This window comes from Thiothrix unzii (assembly GCF_017901175.1).
GTDB classification, from domain to species: domain Bacteria; phylum Pseudomonadota; class Gammaproteobacteria; order Thiotrichales; family Thiotrichaceae; genus Thiothrix; species Thiothrix unzii.
The window spans coordinates 1,529,332-1,545,392 of sequence record NZ_CP072793.1 but is presented as its reverse complement, the minus strand read 5'-3'; the positions used below and the strand labels follow the sequence as shown (position 1 = coordinate 1,545,392).

Annotated in this window: 11 protein-coding genes; 6 read left to right on the top strand and 5 right to left on the bottom strand. The window is 52.0% G+C overall.

The genetic code is table 11. The annotated features are described in order from the left end of the window. Nucleotides 1–32: 32 nt before the first annotated feature. Nucleotides 33–461 (bottom strand): hypothetical protein, encoded by a 429-nt coding sequence (locus J9260_RS07830; protein ID WP_210220447.1) that lies wholly within the window; start codon nt 459–461, stop codon nt 33–35. Nucleotides 462–572: 111 nt separating this feature from the next. Here J9260_RS07830 and J9260_RS07825 point away from each other — a divergent pair, with 111 nt between their 5' ends. The 3 genes from J9260_RS07825 (at nt 573) to J9260_RS07815 (ending at nt 5,968) form a co-directional block, all read left to right on the top strand. Next, nucleotides 573–2,870, top strand: coding sequence for a hypothetical protein (locus tag J9260_RS07825; RefSeq protein ID WP_210220446.1), 2,298 nt, complete (start codon nt 573–575; stop codon nt 2,868–2,870). 141 nt (nt 2,871–3,011) lie between these two features. Continuing rightward, a complete protein-coding gene (locus tag J9260_RS07820) occupies nt 3,012–4,154 on the top strand; it encodes an FIST signal transduction protein (RefSeq protein WP_210220445.1) in 1,143 nt (380 codons plus the stop codon). Continuing rightward, nucleotides 4,151–5,968, top strand: a complete 1,818-nt coding sequence (locus tag J9260_RS07815; RefSeq protein WP_210220444.1) for a response regulator — start codon at nt 4,151–4,153, stop codon at nt 5,966–5,968. The genes J9260_RS07820 and J9260_RS07815 overlap by 4 nt, the downstream gene beginning before the upstream one ends. A 2-nt stretch (nt 5,969–5,970) precedes the next feature. Here the strand turns inward: J9260_RS07815 and J9260_RS07810 are convergent, their stop codons facing one another. Continuing rightward, nucleotides 5,971–6,750, bottom strand: coding sequence for a 3'-5' exonuclease (locus J9260_RS07810; protein ID WP_210220443.1), 780 nt, complete (start codon nt 6,748–6,750; stop codon nt 5,971–5,973). A 201-nt stretch (nt 6,751–6,951) separates the two neighbouring features. Between J9260_RS07810 and J9260_RS07805 the strand changes: the two genes are divergently transcribed. Then, entirely contained in the window at nt 6,952–7,308 is a 357-nt protein-coding gene (locus tag J9260_RS07805) for a septal ring lytic transglycosylase RlpA family protein (protein WP_210220442.1), read from the top strand. Between the two features lie 525 nt (nt 7,309–7,833). Here the strand turns inward: J9260_RS07805 and J9260_RS07800 are convergent. Then, nucleotides 7,834–9,117 carry an SUMF1/EgtB/PvdO family nonheme iron enzyme gene (locus J9260_RS07800; protein ID WP_210220441.1) on the bottom strand — a complete coding sequence of 428 codons (1,284 nt, stop codon included), beginning with the start codon at nt 9,115–9,117 and terminating at the stop codon, nt 7,834–7,836. A 135-nt stretch (nt 9,118–9,252) separates the two neighbouring features. On the opposite strand from J9260_RS07800, the gene J9260_RS07795 reads away from it, so the two are divergent. Next, nucleotides 9,253–12,879: a hydantoinase B/oxoprolinase family protein gene (locus tag J9260_RS07795; RefSeq protein ID WP_210220440.1), complete on the top strand. Its 3,627-nt coding sequence runs from the start codon at nt 9,253–9,255 to the stop codon at nt 12,877–12,879. A gap of 3 nt (nt 12,880–12,882) precedes the next feature. Here J9260_RS07795 and xerD read toward each other — a convergent pair whose 3' ends face one another. Next, nucleotides 12,883–13,821 carry a site-specific tyrosine recombinase XerD gene (gene xerD, locus J9260_RS07790; RefSeq protein WP_210220439.1) on the bottom strand — a complete coding sequence of 313 codons (939 nt, stop codon included), beginning with the start codon at nt 13,819–13,821 and terminating at the stop codon, nt 12,883–12,885. A gap of 63 nt (nt 13,822–13,884) precedes the next feature. Between xerD and J9260_RS07785 the strand changes: the two genes are divergently transcribed. Next, nucleotides 13,885–15,135, top strand: coding sequence for a hypothetical protein (locus J9260_RS07785; RefSeq protein WP_210220438.1), 1,251 nt, complete (start codon nt 13,885–13,887; stop codon nt 15,133–15,135). Here the strand turns inward: J9260_RS07785 and J9260_RS07780 are convergent. Then, nucleotides 15,132–15,998 carry a PfkB family carbohydrate kinase gene (locus J9260_RS07780; RefSeq protein ID WP_210220437.1) on the bottom strand — a complete coding sequence of 289 codons (867 nt, stop codon included), beginning with the start codon at nt 15,996–15,998 and terminating at the stop codon, nt 15,132–15,134. The genes J9260_RS07785 and J9260_RS07780 overlap by 4 nt on opposite strands. Nucleotides 15,999–16,061 lie beyond the last annotated feature (63 nt).

The following is a 16,061-nucleotide window of genomic DNA, read 5'->3' as shown; positions in this document are numbered from 1 at the left end:
CTGATTGAAAACCGCCTGACATCAGGCGGTTTTTAGTGCGATGTACAGTAAAAATCTTCCCAACGCCGCTCAAATATCCCTTGTTTCAGATTGTAGTGAAACACGTCATAACAACGCTCCGTAGCACCGAAACTTGTCCCCGCCAACACCGCAATTTCATTGAGTCCATCACGATTTTTGTCCTGAACACGGAAAAATACTTTCTGAAAATCAGGGTATAACGCAGGATTAATCCCGGTTAAGCGTTGCGCATCCGCGCCTTGCTTTTGAACCATAACCACACCATCAATGACATAGACAGTGGCGCGTATTTGATATTTTTCACTAATCAGTAAGGGCTTTGCATCAGAGGGAATGGTGATTGCTGCACTTAACGGGCTTTGTGGAACAACGTCACGTTTAGCGGGGTTACACGCGGTCAATAAAGTGACTACAATACTAAGCATTAATGGAGTTTTCATACTAAATCCTTATCTACTGAGGCGAAGGATACAATTACGGAGTAGGCAATGCACTATCTAGCAAACAATAAGTCATCAAGACATTGGGTAAACCGTGCATTGATACATAGTATGGCGATAACAGCTTTAGCTCTCGTGACTGGCTGTGGAGGTGGCGGTGGAGGCGGTGGTACAGCCCCAGACCCTACGCCTACGCCTACGACATTACAGGGTAAATTGATCATTTCCGTTAATGGTGCAGAACGCGCTGTCGGCAATGTCAGCTACAGCAGTGCTGCAAGCGCAAATGCTGCTGGCACGGTGACTGCACAGGCAAGCGGTGTCACTGGCTTGGATGGTAGTTTCACTTATAATAGCGGTGAAACAGTGACATTCACCATTGCCAACCAAAACCTTACCCTCACTGGTGCAAGCGTAGTGACCGCAGAAATGTTGGCAACCGCCAGCACCAGCGATACCAGCCGTCAAGCCACTACTGCTAACAATATCGAGCTGTTTTTACTTAACGGTGACATTGATCGCAATCCAAGTAATGGCATAAATCTGGACGCAAGTTTTACACCACCACCAAACGAATCTCTTGGTGATGAAACTTTTGCTAGTGAATTAAACGAACAACTTGTAGAGAAAGGCATAACTCCCTTAACAGCATTTACACCATCACTCGGCATCAATACCGAAGCACCGCAAGCTGAACAAGACAGCATTATTCAAAGCGTGCCGTTTGCTGATTTGTTCCGCATTGCACGACCATTTAAAACACTGTCATGCGCATCCGTGACTTATGACGCTAACGGTTGGCCTACCTCAGCCCCTACCGCAGATTGCGGCATTCGTACCACCTTATTATCAGGCGCGATCCTCGCCAATCCAACAGTAGCGGCAGAAAATATTGGGCGAACCATTCCCGCTAGTCGTTTTAGCGAAGTTATCCCTGAAGGACGTTACACCGTATTGTACGATGGCGAGGGAACCATTGTTTACGGCAATTACGCGCAATTAGTATCACGCTCACCCGGTAGGGACTTGATTGATATTAAATTTACCGGCGTGGCAGTGCGTTTGGAACGCATGGATTTATCCATTACCGTTAACAACGTCAATAATCCCATCAAGAACATCCGCATTGTGATGCCGGGTGGTGTTTGCGAGGGTAATCCTTTTGTACGTGTGGCGAATGCGGATGGCTGCCCAGCAGGTAAGTATCAAGCGTTTGCAGATACTTTAGTCAACCGTAATACTATCGTCTTTAACCCGGATTATCTGAATTTTATGAAAGATTTCCGCGTGGTACGGATGATGAACTTAATGGAAGCCAGCCCGCGCAACCCCTGTACTGGTTCAGGTGATGCCTATAACACCTGTTTACTTCAGGATTTCACATGGGCGCAACGCGCCAAACTGACGGATGCAACTTGGGGTGGTTCTGCCAGTGCCAACAACCCACTGCTGCAACGCTACGGGCGCGGCGCACCGCTGGAAGTGCAAGTGGCTTTGGCAAATCAGTTGAAAGCACACCCGTGGTTTAATATTCCACACAATGCCACCGATGAATACGTCACAGAATTTGCGAATTATGTACACGCTAACCTCAATGCGGGTTTAAAAGCACACATTGAATACACCAATGAAGCATGGAATTACATTTTCTGGGGTTCTTTATACGCCCGTAAAAAAGGCATGGATTTAGGTTTGGGTAGCGCATTTACCAACCAAGAATACTGGGCGGGTGCATTGTATTACGCAAAACGTGCCACCGAAATCTTCAAGTTGTGGGAAACGGCTTTCAACGACAATAGCCGTTTAGTGCGTATTTTGGGAACGGTGCAAACCGACATCTTCCTGACACGCAATATGCTGAACTACCTTGATACCAAAGATCATGTGGATGCAGTCGCCACCAATGCCTATTTTTATGCGTGCTTGGATCGCACCAGCACCAGTTGCTCCAATACCACCACCATTCCGAAAACCTTGAATGAGGTAACGACGGTGGATGAAGTGTTTGCCGCGATTGACAATGCCAACGATCCTAATGGTTTGCCAAAATTGCAGATCAATCTGGCGGCTCAAGCCACTGAAGTGGCACGGTTTGGTAAAGCCTTATATGCCTACGAAGGTGGGCAACATTTAACCGTTGATGGCAATACCGACGACATCCGCCGCAATGTATTTGAAGCAGCGAATCGTGACCCGCGCATGGGTGAACGCTACACCACGTTGCTCAACGGCTGGAAAACAGCGGGCGGGCAACAATTTATGCTGTATACCCAACCGCAATCGTTCCACAAGTGGGGCTTGTTTGCGATGAAAGAAACCCTGCTACAACCGCGTTACAGCACTCCAAAATACGATGCCGCGATGAAGTTCCAAGAAACCCAAGGCAAATGCTGGTGGAACGGCTGTTAAGCGCGGTTTAATTACCCATGCCGCTACCTTCCGACAAAAGGTAGCGGCGGCAATGAACCTTTTTGTGGTAGTATTTTTTAAGCATATCCTAAATAAAAAATCATAGGCCATAAGGTTCAGCGCGACAGGGGATAATGACCGATGCAGGTTATTTTAACGTTCTTCACACCAGCAAAGGGTTGGCATCAGCCATTGCCCGATCTGGATTCATCGCAAACCTTGGTGTTGGTGTTTGGTGAGCCGGATCACCATGCCTTTCCGGGTGTTTTTAAATCCATTCAAACCCAATACCCTACTTCTGTTATCGCCGGTTGTGCATCAATGGCGGGTATTTTCGGCGAACATTTGCAGCAAGAAGGCTTGGTCGTCGGGGTAATACGCTTTGATCACGCACGTTTGGCTTTGGCGGAAACACCACTGTCGTCGCCTGCGGCTTCACGTCAAGCGGGCGAATATTTGGGTTTGCAGCTTCAGGCTCCCGATTTGAAAGGGGTTTTGTTACTCACTGACGGTCTTAACACGCAAGGTACAGAGCTGATTCGCGGGTTAGCCGCTCACATTGATCAGGAATCTGTCGCTATTGTTGGCGGTTTAGCCAGCGACCGGATGGCATTTCAAGCAACCTGGGTTTTGCATAACGGTGTGCCTTGTTCAGGGCGAGCCTGCGGCATTGGTTTTTACGGTGAAAAAGTGGTGTTTGCGAGTCAATCGCGGGATGGTTTCCGCCCATTTGGCCCCGAACGTCGCATTACCCGTGCGGATAATCGCACTATTTACGAAATTGACCATCGCCCTGCCCTGCAAGTTTACAAAGAATATTTAGGTGAACACGCGCAATATTTACCGCAAAGTGCGTTGAATTTTCCACTAGCGATTTGGAATAGTGACAAAACCCATTATGCGGTACGTGTGCCGGTAGCGGTGGACGAAGCCACCCAAAGCTTGGGCTTTATTGCTGATATTCCATCCGGCTATCAAGCCCAATTTATGTACGGCAGTGCCGATTATTTAGTAGATGGCGCGGAAGATGCGGTAAAAAGTTTGGTAGCTAAACTGCCCAACAATACGCCTGTCTTAGCATTCACCATCAGTTGTGCGGCACGACAACTCATTATGGGTGAAGATACTGCCCAAGAATTAAAAACAGTGCTGGAAAATCTGCCCAATGGCAGTCAACAGTTTGGCTTTTACAGCTTCGGTGAACTCGCCCCCACTGAATACGGCGGCGGCTGTAGCCATCACAATGCCACTATGACACTTTCGCTATTGTATGAACGCCCATGAATAACTTACAAAAACGCCTTGAAAAACAGCTCAAACGCAGCGGCCTGAATGCAACAGATTTACCGGATGATCTGAGCAAATGGCAGGATTTTTTGCATTTGATTGATCGTTCTTACACCGATACCACGAATGCGCAGTATTTGTTAGAGCGTTCCTTGGAAGTGTCTTCTCAAGAAATGCGCAAGCTCTACGAAGATGTTAAAACGGAAACCGAACAGCGCATTGATGCCCTGCATAAATCCGAACAAAAAACCCGCTTCATGGCAAACATGAGCCATGAATTACGCACTCCGATTCACGGCATTCTCGGCTCACTCGAAATCGTCAAAAGCACTCCGCTTGATGAAAAACAGCAGTTATTCATCGACACTGCTTATGCCTCGTGCGAGGTAATGCTCGACATCATCAATAATATTCTGGATTTTTCCAAGCTTAAGGCGGGCGGTATTGATCTTGAAGTGATTGAGTTTTCCCCACGCGAACTGGTCGAAGGCATTAGTACAATCATGTCAACAATGGCGCAGGAAAAGAACCTTATCGTGCGTTGCGAAATTGCTGATACCTTGCCCGAACGGGTCAAAGGCGACCCCGCACGGTTGCGGCAAATGTTGATGAACCTGATTGGTAATGCGATTAAATTCACCGATCACGGCGAAGTTTACACCGCATTAAGCTGCCGCGAAGCCAAAGACGGTAATGTTACCTTGCGCTTTGAAGTACGTGATACCGGCATTGGCATTCCACCCGCGATGCACAAAAGCGTGTTTGAATCCTTTGTGCAGGTCGACGCATCCATTAACCGGCGGTACGGCGGTACGGGTTTGGGGCTAACCATTGTGCGCGAATTTGCCGAAATGATGGGCGGCACTATCGGCTTGGATAGCATCCCCGACCAAGGCAGTCACTTTTGGTTTGAAATTCCGGCGCAAGTGGTCGACGCAAGTGCTTCACACAAAACCGAACATTTAAGCGGGCGCAAAGTCATGGTGGTGGACGACACCGAAACCAACCGCCTGATCCTTGAAAACTATTTGCAGGCATGGCAGGCCGAAATCACCTTGGTCAGCAGCGGTGACGAAGCACTCGCCACCTTAGAAGCCCCCGAACACCAACAACGCCCGTTTGATATTTTAGTGCTCGACTGGTTTATGCCGCGCATGGATGGCATCGCCCTCGCCAGAGCCATCCGCAGCAATCCGCAGCACGACCACACCCCGATTGTGATGTTGACTTCTTACGGAATTTCCCAAGAAAAACAACAACAAGCGGGTATTCAAACCGCGCTGACCAAACCGATACGCTCGATTACCTTGCGCGATGTCTTAAACGATACCTTACAGCGTTATGGTCGTCCGGCGCACTCAACTGCACCGAATTCCGCACCTGCCGCCACCTTCGTGCCACCGGCAACCCACACGCAAACAATTTTACTGGCGGAAGATAATCCGGTTAACGCCCTGATTGCGATTACTATGCTGGAGCAAGCCGATGTCCACGTCGATCACGTAACCACCGGCAAACTGGCACTCAAAGCCATCCGCACCCGTGCTTACGATATGGTGTTGATGGATATTAATATGCCGGAAATGGACGGCTACACCGCCACCCGTTACATCCGCAAATGGGAAAGGGAAGGCATTCTCAAAAAGCGCACCCCAGTGATTGCGATGACCGCCAACGCCCTCAAAGGCGACAGGGAAAAAAGCTTGAGCGTGGGCATGGACGATTACCTCGCCAAGCCCGTCAAACAAGAAGAATTGCTGAAACTGGTGAGCAAGTGGCTTACGCTACAAGAAACCGCGTGCGCTGCGTAAAGTTACGCGCCAGCTTCCCACGCTTCCTCAAATGCCAGTAAATGCGCTTTAGCCGACTGCCGCAAATGGTGACGCACTAAAGCGCATTCGCCGTCGTATTTTTCGTGGGAAATATGCCCGCGCATTAACTGGAACCGCAAATAAACCAACCAAGTATTCAGCACATCGGTTTCACAATAATTGCGAATATCCGCCAACTGCCCCGCCTGATACGCATCCCACACTTTCGCGCCGCTCATGCCCATCTTGCCGGGGAAGCCGAATAACGTTGCTAATTCATCCAGTGGTGCATTGGCACGTCCGCTGTATAACGCCAGCAAATCCATCAAGTCCGTGTGGCGCGTGTGATAACGGCTGATGTAATTATTCCATTTAAAACTGCTATCGTCTTCGCCCATATCCCAATAACGCGGCGCGGTGACTTTATGTTTCATCGCACGGTAATGAATCACCGGTAAATCAAAACCACTGCCATTCCAGGACACCAACGTCGGGGTATAACGATCAATCCCATCAAAAAAGCGTTGCAGAATCTCTTTTTCATCCGCGCTTTCATCGCCCAACGTCCACACTTTAAACTCATCACCGCGCCCGCGAAACGTCACCGAAATCGCCACAATACGCTGTAAATGATGCGCCAGAAACTCCGTACCGTTTTTCTGAAAACGCAGGTGAAACATTGCCTTAGCCACGCCATCCGCATCCAAATCACCGAGATCGTACAACTTACGCCCACCCTCAATATCGGGAATGGTTTCGATGTCAAAGACTAGGGTATTCACGTTTTATGTCCTTTTTTAATTTCATCTGGAAAACGATCTGCGAATTCCAACACATGATCATCTTTTGGATCTTTGAGAATCAGTCGCCACAGGTAAAAAATATCGTGCTTATTACCCACCAATGCCAAATAATTCAGATCGTATGTAATACCAAAAATAAAAACAAGTAGAAAGTTATCGAAACAAAAACGGGGGTACACCATGAATAAATCCAACATTTTGCCGCTATTGGCCTGCTTTTTTCTGGTCGCTTGCCAGACACTGGGAACTGGCATGGCAGGCAAGGCTTCGTACTACGCGCATCAATACCACGGTCGCCCGACTGCCAGCGGTGAACCGTACAATATGTATGCGATGACTGCCGCCCACCCCAGCTTGCCTTTCGGCACGTTGCTGCGCGTGACCAACCTGCGAAACGGACGTGCTGTCCTGGTAAGAGTGAATGACCGTGGCCCTTACAAAGCGGGGCGGGTTGTCGATGTGTCGTTGGCAGCGGCGGAACAGCTTGGGCTAATCCTGCCGGGTACGGCGGAAGTGCGGCTGGAGATTGTGCGGTAACAGGATTTAGCCAAAATCTAGGTGATTGATACCATGTGATACGGGTGTTCCGGGGCTGGGCTTTGTGGTGTATCTGGGCGGCTTTTCGCCGTTACCCCTCACCCCAACCCCGCACCCAGCCGCTTTCAGCGTCGTCCCTCAAGGGGCGAGGGGCTAAGAGCCTGATTCTCTTGCTCCCCCTCGCCCCTTGAGGGAGAGGGGGCTGGGGGGTGAGGGGAAGTTCGGAGTGCAGTAATCGAACAAAACCACATTTTTGTTCACACCCAATATACCCGACACATCGGCGTTTGAAATCCCGCAAAGTAGTTGAAGCGACAAGACCGCTGGGCAAACGGTTTGCTGATTGGCGACAAGGCAACATCAGCTTCGCCGAATTCGATGCCAGCGTACAAGGCTGGACCAACCACGTCCGTTATGCCGATTCATGGGGACTAAGAAAGCACATGCTAAAGCAGTTCAAGTGGTGAAAAAAAATCGTCAGCCGCGTAGCGGCTGACAGGGGTTCAGTGACCAGTAAATCAGTGTTCAATAGGGGAAACAACACAACAACCGAAAACCCTGAGAGTCGAGACGATAGACTGGATTCCCACGACTGCGAAAAGAAGAGCGGCAAAGCTCAGTAAGGTAGTTCCACGAGCCGCCCCGAACCACACGAACACCGCCGGAAAGATCAGGGGTAATCATTGAAGGTTCTTCGTACTTGTTGAGACACCATTCCCAGACGTTCCCGGACATATCCATCAAACCGTAGGGCGACTGACCTTGAGGGTAAATACCAACGGCAGACGTTTCTCGCAGGTAAAAGTCGCCGTCTTTTTTCCATGTTTCATCAATATTGGCATAACCCGTTTTGTAACTTCCTTCCCACTGGTATTCCCGACCATCCGTGCCCCGTGCTGCTTTTTCCCATTCCTGTTCTGTTGGCAAGCGGATTTCTTGACCTGTTTTTGCAGATAGCCAGCGACAGAAGGCGATGGATTCATACCAGTCCACATTTTCTACCGGGCGATTGCCATCTATCCAACGATGGCTTGGCAGGGAATCAGGCTTTTGCAGCCCTTCCCACCATTTATCAGTGTTATAGCCACCAGCCTTCTCAAATGCCTGAAATTGCTGATTAGTAACAGGATAACGGCTCATCTGATAATCACCTAACCACAAACGTTGGCTATCCTGATAAATAAACTCACCAACGGGAATTTTCACCCAGTCGATGTCGGGCAAACCGTTGGCATCAAGACCCACACCGGGACGTGGATCACCAATAATATTCAGGCGATTACCGATCTCAAAACGGCGTGGTGGCAATACCTGCGGGTTTTGCAACTCTTGCAACAAGCGTTCAGCTTCTGAAAGTTGCCGTGGTTTTGGTACGACTTGCGCGAGTGGGACTGCTTCTATCACTGGCTCGACAGCAATGTATTTGCCAACCGCAAGCAATAAACGCCCCCAATGCTGAGTTTGCGTAAAATCCAAGGCATTAATATGCGTCAACCACAAAGGCAGTTCCACCTGCTCCACCAACAGAGGAATAATCGGAATTCTTTTATTGGCAGCAAACAAACATTCACGCATTACCCAACGCTGCGGGTCAAGCGCAGGTTTAGACACCACCACCACCATCAAATGGCTGGCTAAAATCTGTTGCTCAATCACCGCTGCCCAATGGCTACCGGGATCAATATTTTCCACATCGCGGAAAGCCGCAATCCCCGCTTGCACCAGTTGTTCATGCAACGCAGTCGCCGTCTGTTCACTGACACCGCCATCTCGGGCGTAGCTGATAAAAACCTGTGGTACTTGAGACATAAGACGCAACAATTCCTGTGAAAAATTCCTGATGGATTAATAGCAGAATTCCACCTAACTAGAAACCCACAACCGCCGGACTTCAACCCGACATCCGACTATAATCCCCCATCCCAATCTCGACGGAGCATCCCCATGACCCAAGCCCGCTGGCAATTCTGGATCGACCGTGGCGGCACATTCACCGACATCGTGGCGCAAACCCCGGACGGCACATTACGCCCCCACAAGCTGCTATCCGAAAACCCGGAACGCTACCCCGATGCAGCGATTCAAGGCATTCGCGATTTGCTGGGGCTGGAGGCTGGGCAAGCAATCCCCACCGAACAAATCGACACGGTGCGCATGGGTACAACCGTTGCCACCAACGCCCTGCTGGAACACCAAGGCGAACCGGTGCTGCTGGTGACAACGCGCGGTTTCGGTGATGCCTTGCGGATTGGCTATCAGCAACGCCCCCACCTATTCGCGCTCGACATCGAATTGCCGCAAATGCTCTACACCGACGCGCTGGAAATCGACGAACGCATCTCTGCCAACGGTGAAATCTTGCAAGCACCGGATGCGGAGCAAATCCGCCCTGACCTGCAAGCCGCTTACGCCAAGGGTTTGCGTTCGGTGGCGATTTTGTTCATGCACGCCTACCGCTACCCGCAGCACGAAACGTTGGTAGCAGCGATTGCCCGCGAAATCGGTTTCACCCAGATTTCCACCAGCCACGCGGTTAGCCCGCTGATCAAATTCGTCGGGCGCGGCGATACCACGGTGGTGGATGCGTACCTCTCCCCGGTGTTGCGCCGTTATGTCGAGCAAGTGGCGCGGGAATTGCCGGAGACGAAACTGTTTTTCATGCAATCCAACGGCGGTTTGACGCACGCGGATCACTTTGCGGGCAAGGATGCGATCCTGTCGGGGCCTGCGGGTGGCGTGGTCGGCATGGTGCAAACCGCGCAGGCTGCGGGTTTCGACAAATTGATAGGCTTTGACATGGGCGGCACGTCTACCGATGTGTGCCACTTTGCGGGCGAATACGAACGCACGCTGGAAAGCCACATTGCCGGGGCGCGGATTCGTGCGCCAATGATGCTGATCCATACTGTCGCTGCGGGTGGTGGCTCCATCCTGCATTTCGATGGGCAACGTTTCCGCGTTGGTCCCGATTCTGCTGGAGCAAATCCGGGGCCAGCGGCGTATCGGCGCGGTGGCGAATTGACCATTACCGATTGCAATGTGTTGCTGGGCAAGTTGCAGGCAGATTATTTCCCGCACATCTTCGGGCGCGAAGGCAATGAGCCGCTGGATGTGGCGGTAGTGCGAAAAAAATTCACCATGCTGGCTGAGCGCAGTCGAAGCCTCACTCCCGAACAAGTCGCCGAAGGTTTCATCAGCGTTGCCGTCGAAAACATGGCAAACGCGATCAAAAAGATTTCGGTGCAGCGCGGCTATGACGTGAGCGAATACGCGCTGTGCTGCTTTGGCGGGGCGAGTGGGCAACATGCGTGTCTGGTGGCGGAAGCGTTGGGAATGCGCAAGGTGTTTTTGCATCCGTTTGCGGGCGTGTTGTCGGCTTATGGCATGGGGTTGGCGGATGTGCGCCATATTGTGACGCGCAGTGTGGAAGCGGTGTTAGATGATGCGCTGCTGGTTGGGTTGCAGCAACAACAGGCGGAATTGGTGGCGGAAACGACGGCGCATATTCGTAGCCAAGGTGTCAGCACGGTGCACATACGGCATGAAACGCGGCTGCATTGCCGTTATGCGGGATCGGATTCGAGTTTGCTGCTGGCGTGGGTTGGTGAGGATGCGGCGGGGATTCGGGCTGCGTTTGAGGGGGTGCATCGGCAGCGGTTTGGGTTTACTGCGGCGGAAAAAGCGGTTGTTGTTGCTAGTGTTGAGGTGGAGGGGATTGCTGCGGGTCGGGCTGAAGCCCGACTTCCCCCCATCCCCGACCCTTCCCCCGCAAGGGGGGCAGGGAGCGAAGAGCACATCACTTCGCATCAAGTATTTATGCGTGGGGAATGGCAGGATACGCCGTTTTATCAACGGGATCATTTGTGTGTTGGGCAAATAATTACAGGGCCAGCGGTAATTCTGGAAAGTACCGGGACGGTGGTAGTTGAACCTAATTGGACAGTTCAACTAACCGAACTTGGCAATCTTGAGATGTTCTCTCTCCCCTCCTCCTCTTCACTCCCTGCCCCCCTTGCGGGGGAAGGGTCGGGGATGGGGGGTAATTCCCCCAACCCAATCCGCCTAGAAATCTTCAACAACCTCTTCATGTCCATCGCCGAACAAATGGGCTTCGTGCTAGAACAAACGGCAGTATCAGTAAACATCAAGGAACGCCTAGACTTTTCCTGCGCGATCTTCGACCCCTCCGGCAATCTGGTGGCAAACGCGCCGCACATGCCGGTTCACTTGGGCAGCATGAGCGAAAGCATCAAAGCCGTAATCAGTGCTAACTTAGGGCAAATGCAAGCGGGCGATGCCTACGTCCTCAACGACCCCTATCACGGCGGCACGCACTTGCCCGACATCACCGTCGTCAAACCCGTGTTTGAAGCAAGTGGCAACACCATCATTTTCTACGTCGCCACCCGTGGGCACCATGCGGATGTGGGCGGCATTACCCCCGGCTCGATTCCGCCACAAAGTCGCACGATTGACGAAGAAGGCATCCTCCTCACCAACGTCAAACTGGTGGAGCGTGGGCATTTCCGCGAAACTGAAATCCGTGCATTGCTGGCTTCCGGCGCGTATCCGGCACGGAATATCGACTACAACATCGCCGATTTGAAGGCGCAACTTGCGGCGTGTACCCGTGGCGAAACCGAACTCACCCGCATGATTGCGCAAATGGGGTTGGCGACGGTGCAAGCCTACATGCGCCATGTGCAGGACAATGCGGAAGCCTCGGTGCGGCGGGTGATTGGCAATCTCAAAGATGGCAGTTTCCAGTATGACATGGACGATGGCAGCCGGATTTGCGTGCAAATTACCGTGGATGCAGCCAACCGTTCCGCCACGCTGGATTTCACCGGAACCAGCCATCAACACCCCGGCAACCTCAACGCACCGACCGCGATTACCCGCGCGGCGGTGCTGTACGTATTCCGCTGTCTGGTGCAAGACAATATTCCGCTCAACGAAGGTTGTTTGAAACCGTTGCACATTATCATTCCCCCCGGCTCGATGTTGAACCCGCAATACCCCGCTGCCGTGGTAGCGGGCAATGTGGAAACCTCGCAATACGTGGTCGACGCGCTGTTTGGCGCACTCGGCATGATGGGCGCGGCTCAAGGCACAATGAACAACGTAACGTGGGGCAATGCACAACACCAGTATTACGAAACCCTATGCGGCGGTGCGGGGGCAACCGCGAATGCGGACGGTGCGAGTGCGGTGCATACCCACATGACCAATTCACGCTTAACCGACCCCGAAATTCTCGAAACGCGCTTTCCGGTGCGGCTGGAAGCGTTCCACATTCGCCCACATTCTGGCGGCAAGGGCAAACAGCGCGGCGGCGATGGCGTGGTGCGCAAAACCCGGTTTCTGGAACCGATGACCGTGAGCATTGTGTCGGGGCATCGCAAGGTTGCGCCGTATGGCATGGCGGGCGGCAGAAATGGGCAGTGCGGCGTGAATCGTGTATTACGAGCCGATGGCTACTTGCAAACGCTGGAAGGGATTGCGCAGGTGGAAGTCAGCGCAGGTGATGTGCTGACCATTGCCACGCCGGGCGGTGGTGGGTTTGGGTAACCCCTACCCGCGCGGATGATGCTCCCGATGCAAATCCTGCAACCGCGCCTGCGCCACATGGGTATAAATCTGTGTGGTCGACAAATCGGTATGCCCCAGCAGCATTTGCACCACCCGCAAATCCGCGCCGTGATTCAGCAAGTGGGTAGCAAACGCATGGCGCAATGTATGCGGTGAAATCGAGCGGGCGATTCCCGCTTGCGACGCATAACGTTGAATCAGTACCCAGAACATCTGGCGCGTCATCCCGCCGCCACGTGCAGTAACAAACACGTGTTCATCAATCGGTTTTCCTTGCATCAGGATCGGGCGGGCTTCGCGCAAATACGCGGTGATCCACTCGTGCGATTCTTCGCCCAAGGGTACGAGACGTTCTTTACCGCCTTTGCCGGTGATGCGGATTACCCCGTTTGACAAGGATATTTCGTGCAAGCGAATCCCCACCAATTCCGACACCCGCACGCCGGTAGCGTAGAGCAATTCCAACATCGCCCGATCCCGCAAACCCAGCGGTTGAGTATTGTCGGGCGCGGCTAATAACGCATCAACTTCGATTTCTGACAGCACGGTAGGTAAATAACGCCCCTGTTTCGGCATTTCAATCTGGGCGGAAGGGTCATCTTTACGCATATTTTCACGCACTTGCCAGCGGTAAAAACGCCGCATACTGGAAAGCAAGCGTGACGTAGAGGTCGATTTTGCCCCATCACGTACCCGAATCGCTAAATATTCGAGCAAATCCCCGCGTGTCGCGTGTTCCAGCGTGCTGCCCTGCTCCCCCAGCCAATGACACAACAAACGTAAATCGCGCTCATAACTGGCGAGGGTATTGCGGCTTGCTCCCCGTTCCGACCAAAAGGCATCTAAAAAACGATCAATTAATGCCTGATTAAGGCATGTTAAGCGAATGATAGCGGGTAGGGATTTTTTTACAGAAGTCATGGTCTTAGTGCCAAAGAGTTAGAATTTTAAACGATCCTTGCCGATACAACAGGGGCTATACCAATGAATAACAATGAATACCAAACGTTGGGAATGACGCAACACATGCTGCGTGAATTCCGCGCCCAATGCAACCAACGTCAGGAAAGTGAACAACAACACCAACAATTCCAAGCGGATTACCCACGTTTAGGTAATGAGCTGCTGGATTACCCGATTTTCACCAATCACACCTGCCCGCAGCACGCGGCAACGGAACTACTCGCACCTGAGATGAATGAAGCGCACTGCCAACGTTGGCGGTTTTTTTTCACCCCTGATCCGCACCAGTTACCGCACGAATCACACGCGCTGGCGTTAAATCAGCAACTGGCAATGCTCAAACACCAGTACCGCACCGCAACTTCACCGCGACTGGCAGCATTATTTGCAGCCGTTTTAACCATTATATTGCTGGTAATGCGTGGGCACTTTTTGTTACCGCTGGCTCCGATTGGCGCACTGGCATGGTATTGGCTGCGTAGCGAACGTCAATCGCGCCAAGCCCGCCAAGATTTGATCCAGCATTTAGAACAAATGAAAACCTTGCATCAGCAACAGGAAACCTTGCAACACCAGCTTGCCAGCTTGCCGCCTGCCGCAACGTTGGAGCACATGCAGCAATGTTATCAGCAGGCCATTGCACAATTATTCCGGCGCACCTTGCAACGGGTATTACGCCCGCACGAATTAGACGATCTCCATAAAGTGTTAAGCAAACGTCATTGGCAGGGTTTTATCACCGAAAGCTGGGGGCATTTACAACTACCGCTGCACGGCAAGGCGGATAAGCAAATCCATACGTTGCTGTTGGATAGTGCAAATAATGGCTTGATGGCGATGCAAAATGCCGCGCACGGGCGCAAAGGTGACAATATTTTCCGGGTGCAATACCTGCATTTGTGGGTACTGACTGAGCGTGGCTTGCTGTTAGGTTGCGGGTATTACGACCGGGTTATGGATCAGTTTTTGCAGGAACAGTACGAGTTTTACCCGTATGCACAACTCACCCAGGTACGCCTGAGTGAGCAAACCCTGCCCGAATTACCAGCGTTGAAAGCCGCATTGCCCGACAATGTGCATCGCCATTATTTCCACGCGCCGGTCACGGTGCTGTCAGTGACGACCGCGAGTGGCAAAACCCATGAATGTTCGATTTTGCCAACTTCGCCCCGTCACGAATGGCGCGATAGTTACGGGCTGGATACGGATATTCACCGCCTCAATCGCCATTTGCATGAGCGCATTGTCGGTGTCAGTGCGCAAGCGGCTTAAAGCCCGACACTTTGGAAGCCCTGCTGCTGCACTTTACGCCCTGCTAATTGCACCGCGTATTGCAGGGCTTGCTCCAACGGTTGCCCGGTAGCCAGCGCGTGGACTAAACCCGCATTAAACACATCACCCGCCCCCACGGTATCCATGACCACGGGGGTGACAAGCGCGGGTTCGTGAAAAATAGCACCGTCATGATCAATCGCCCAGGCACCTTGCTCACCCCAGGTACAGGTCATCCACAACGCGCCGTGGGTTGCCTGACGATCCTGCAAAAAACTCACTGCATCCTTAAAACCTTGTGCCTGCGCGTAAGCACGCGAAAACAGCACCACATCCACCAATGGAATCAGCTCTTCCAGCCCGTCACGCACTTTTTCGATTTCCAGTGACAGCGGTTGATCCACCACCCGTTCACGCGCGAATTGCAGCATTTCACCCAAGGCGGCAACATTACGCCCTTCAAAGTGCAACCAGTCGTAACGCTCCACTTCGATTTCCATGAAAGCTTCGGCGGCTAATTCGGGTAAATCGCGGTAATGCACAATCGTGCGGCTACCGTTTTGCTGATTGACGGTAATGTACGACACCGGTGACACACCCACCTGACAGTCAGCGTGTTCAACGCCGACTTGGTGGGCTTTTAAGGTGGCAAGGATTTTATCGCCGTCACTGTCATTGGCAACAACCCCAACCCAATCGCAACGGTGACGGTGTGCGGCTAATACCCGCGCCATTGTCGCCGCATTGCCTCCTAAATCGCTCCATTGTTCCAACGCCCGCAGCTCTTCGTCTTCGTGCGGGTAATGCGCGACGCGATTGACAATATCCAGCGTGGCATTGCCGGTGATTAAAATAAAACTCATAAAATTTTCCCATTAAATGCAGTAATTCGCCGGTTTTGGTGGTCGAACGTTGTGGGCTACATG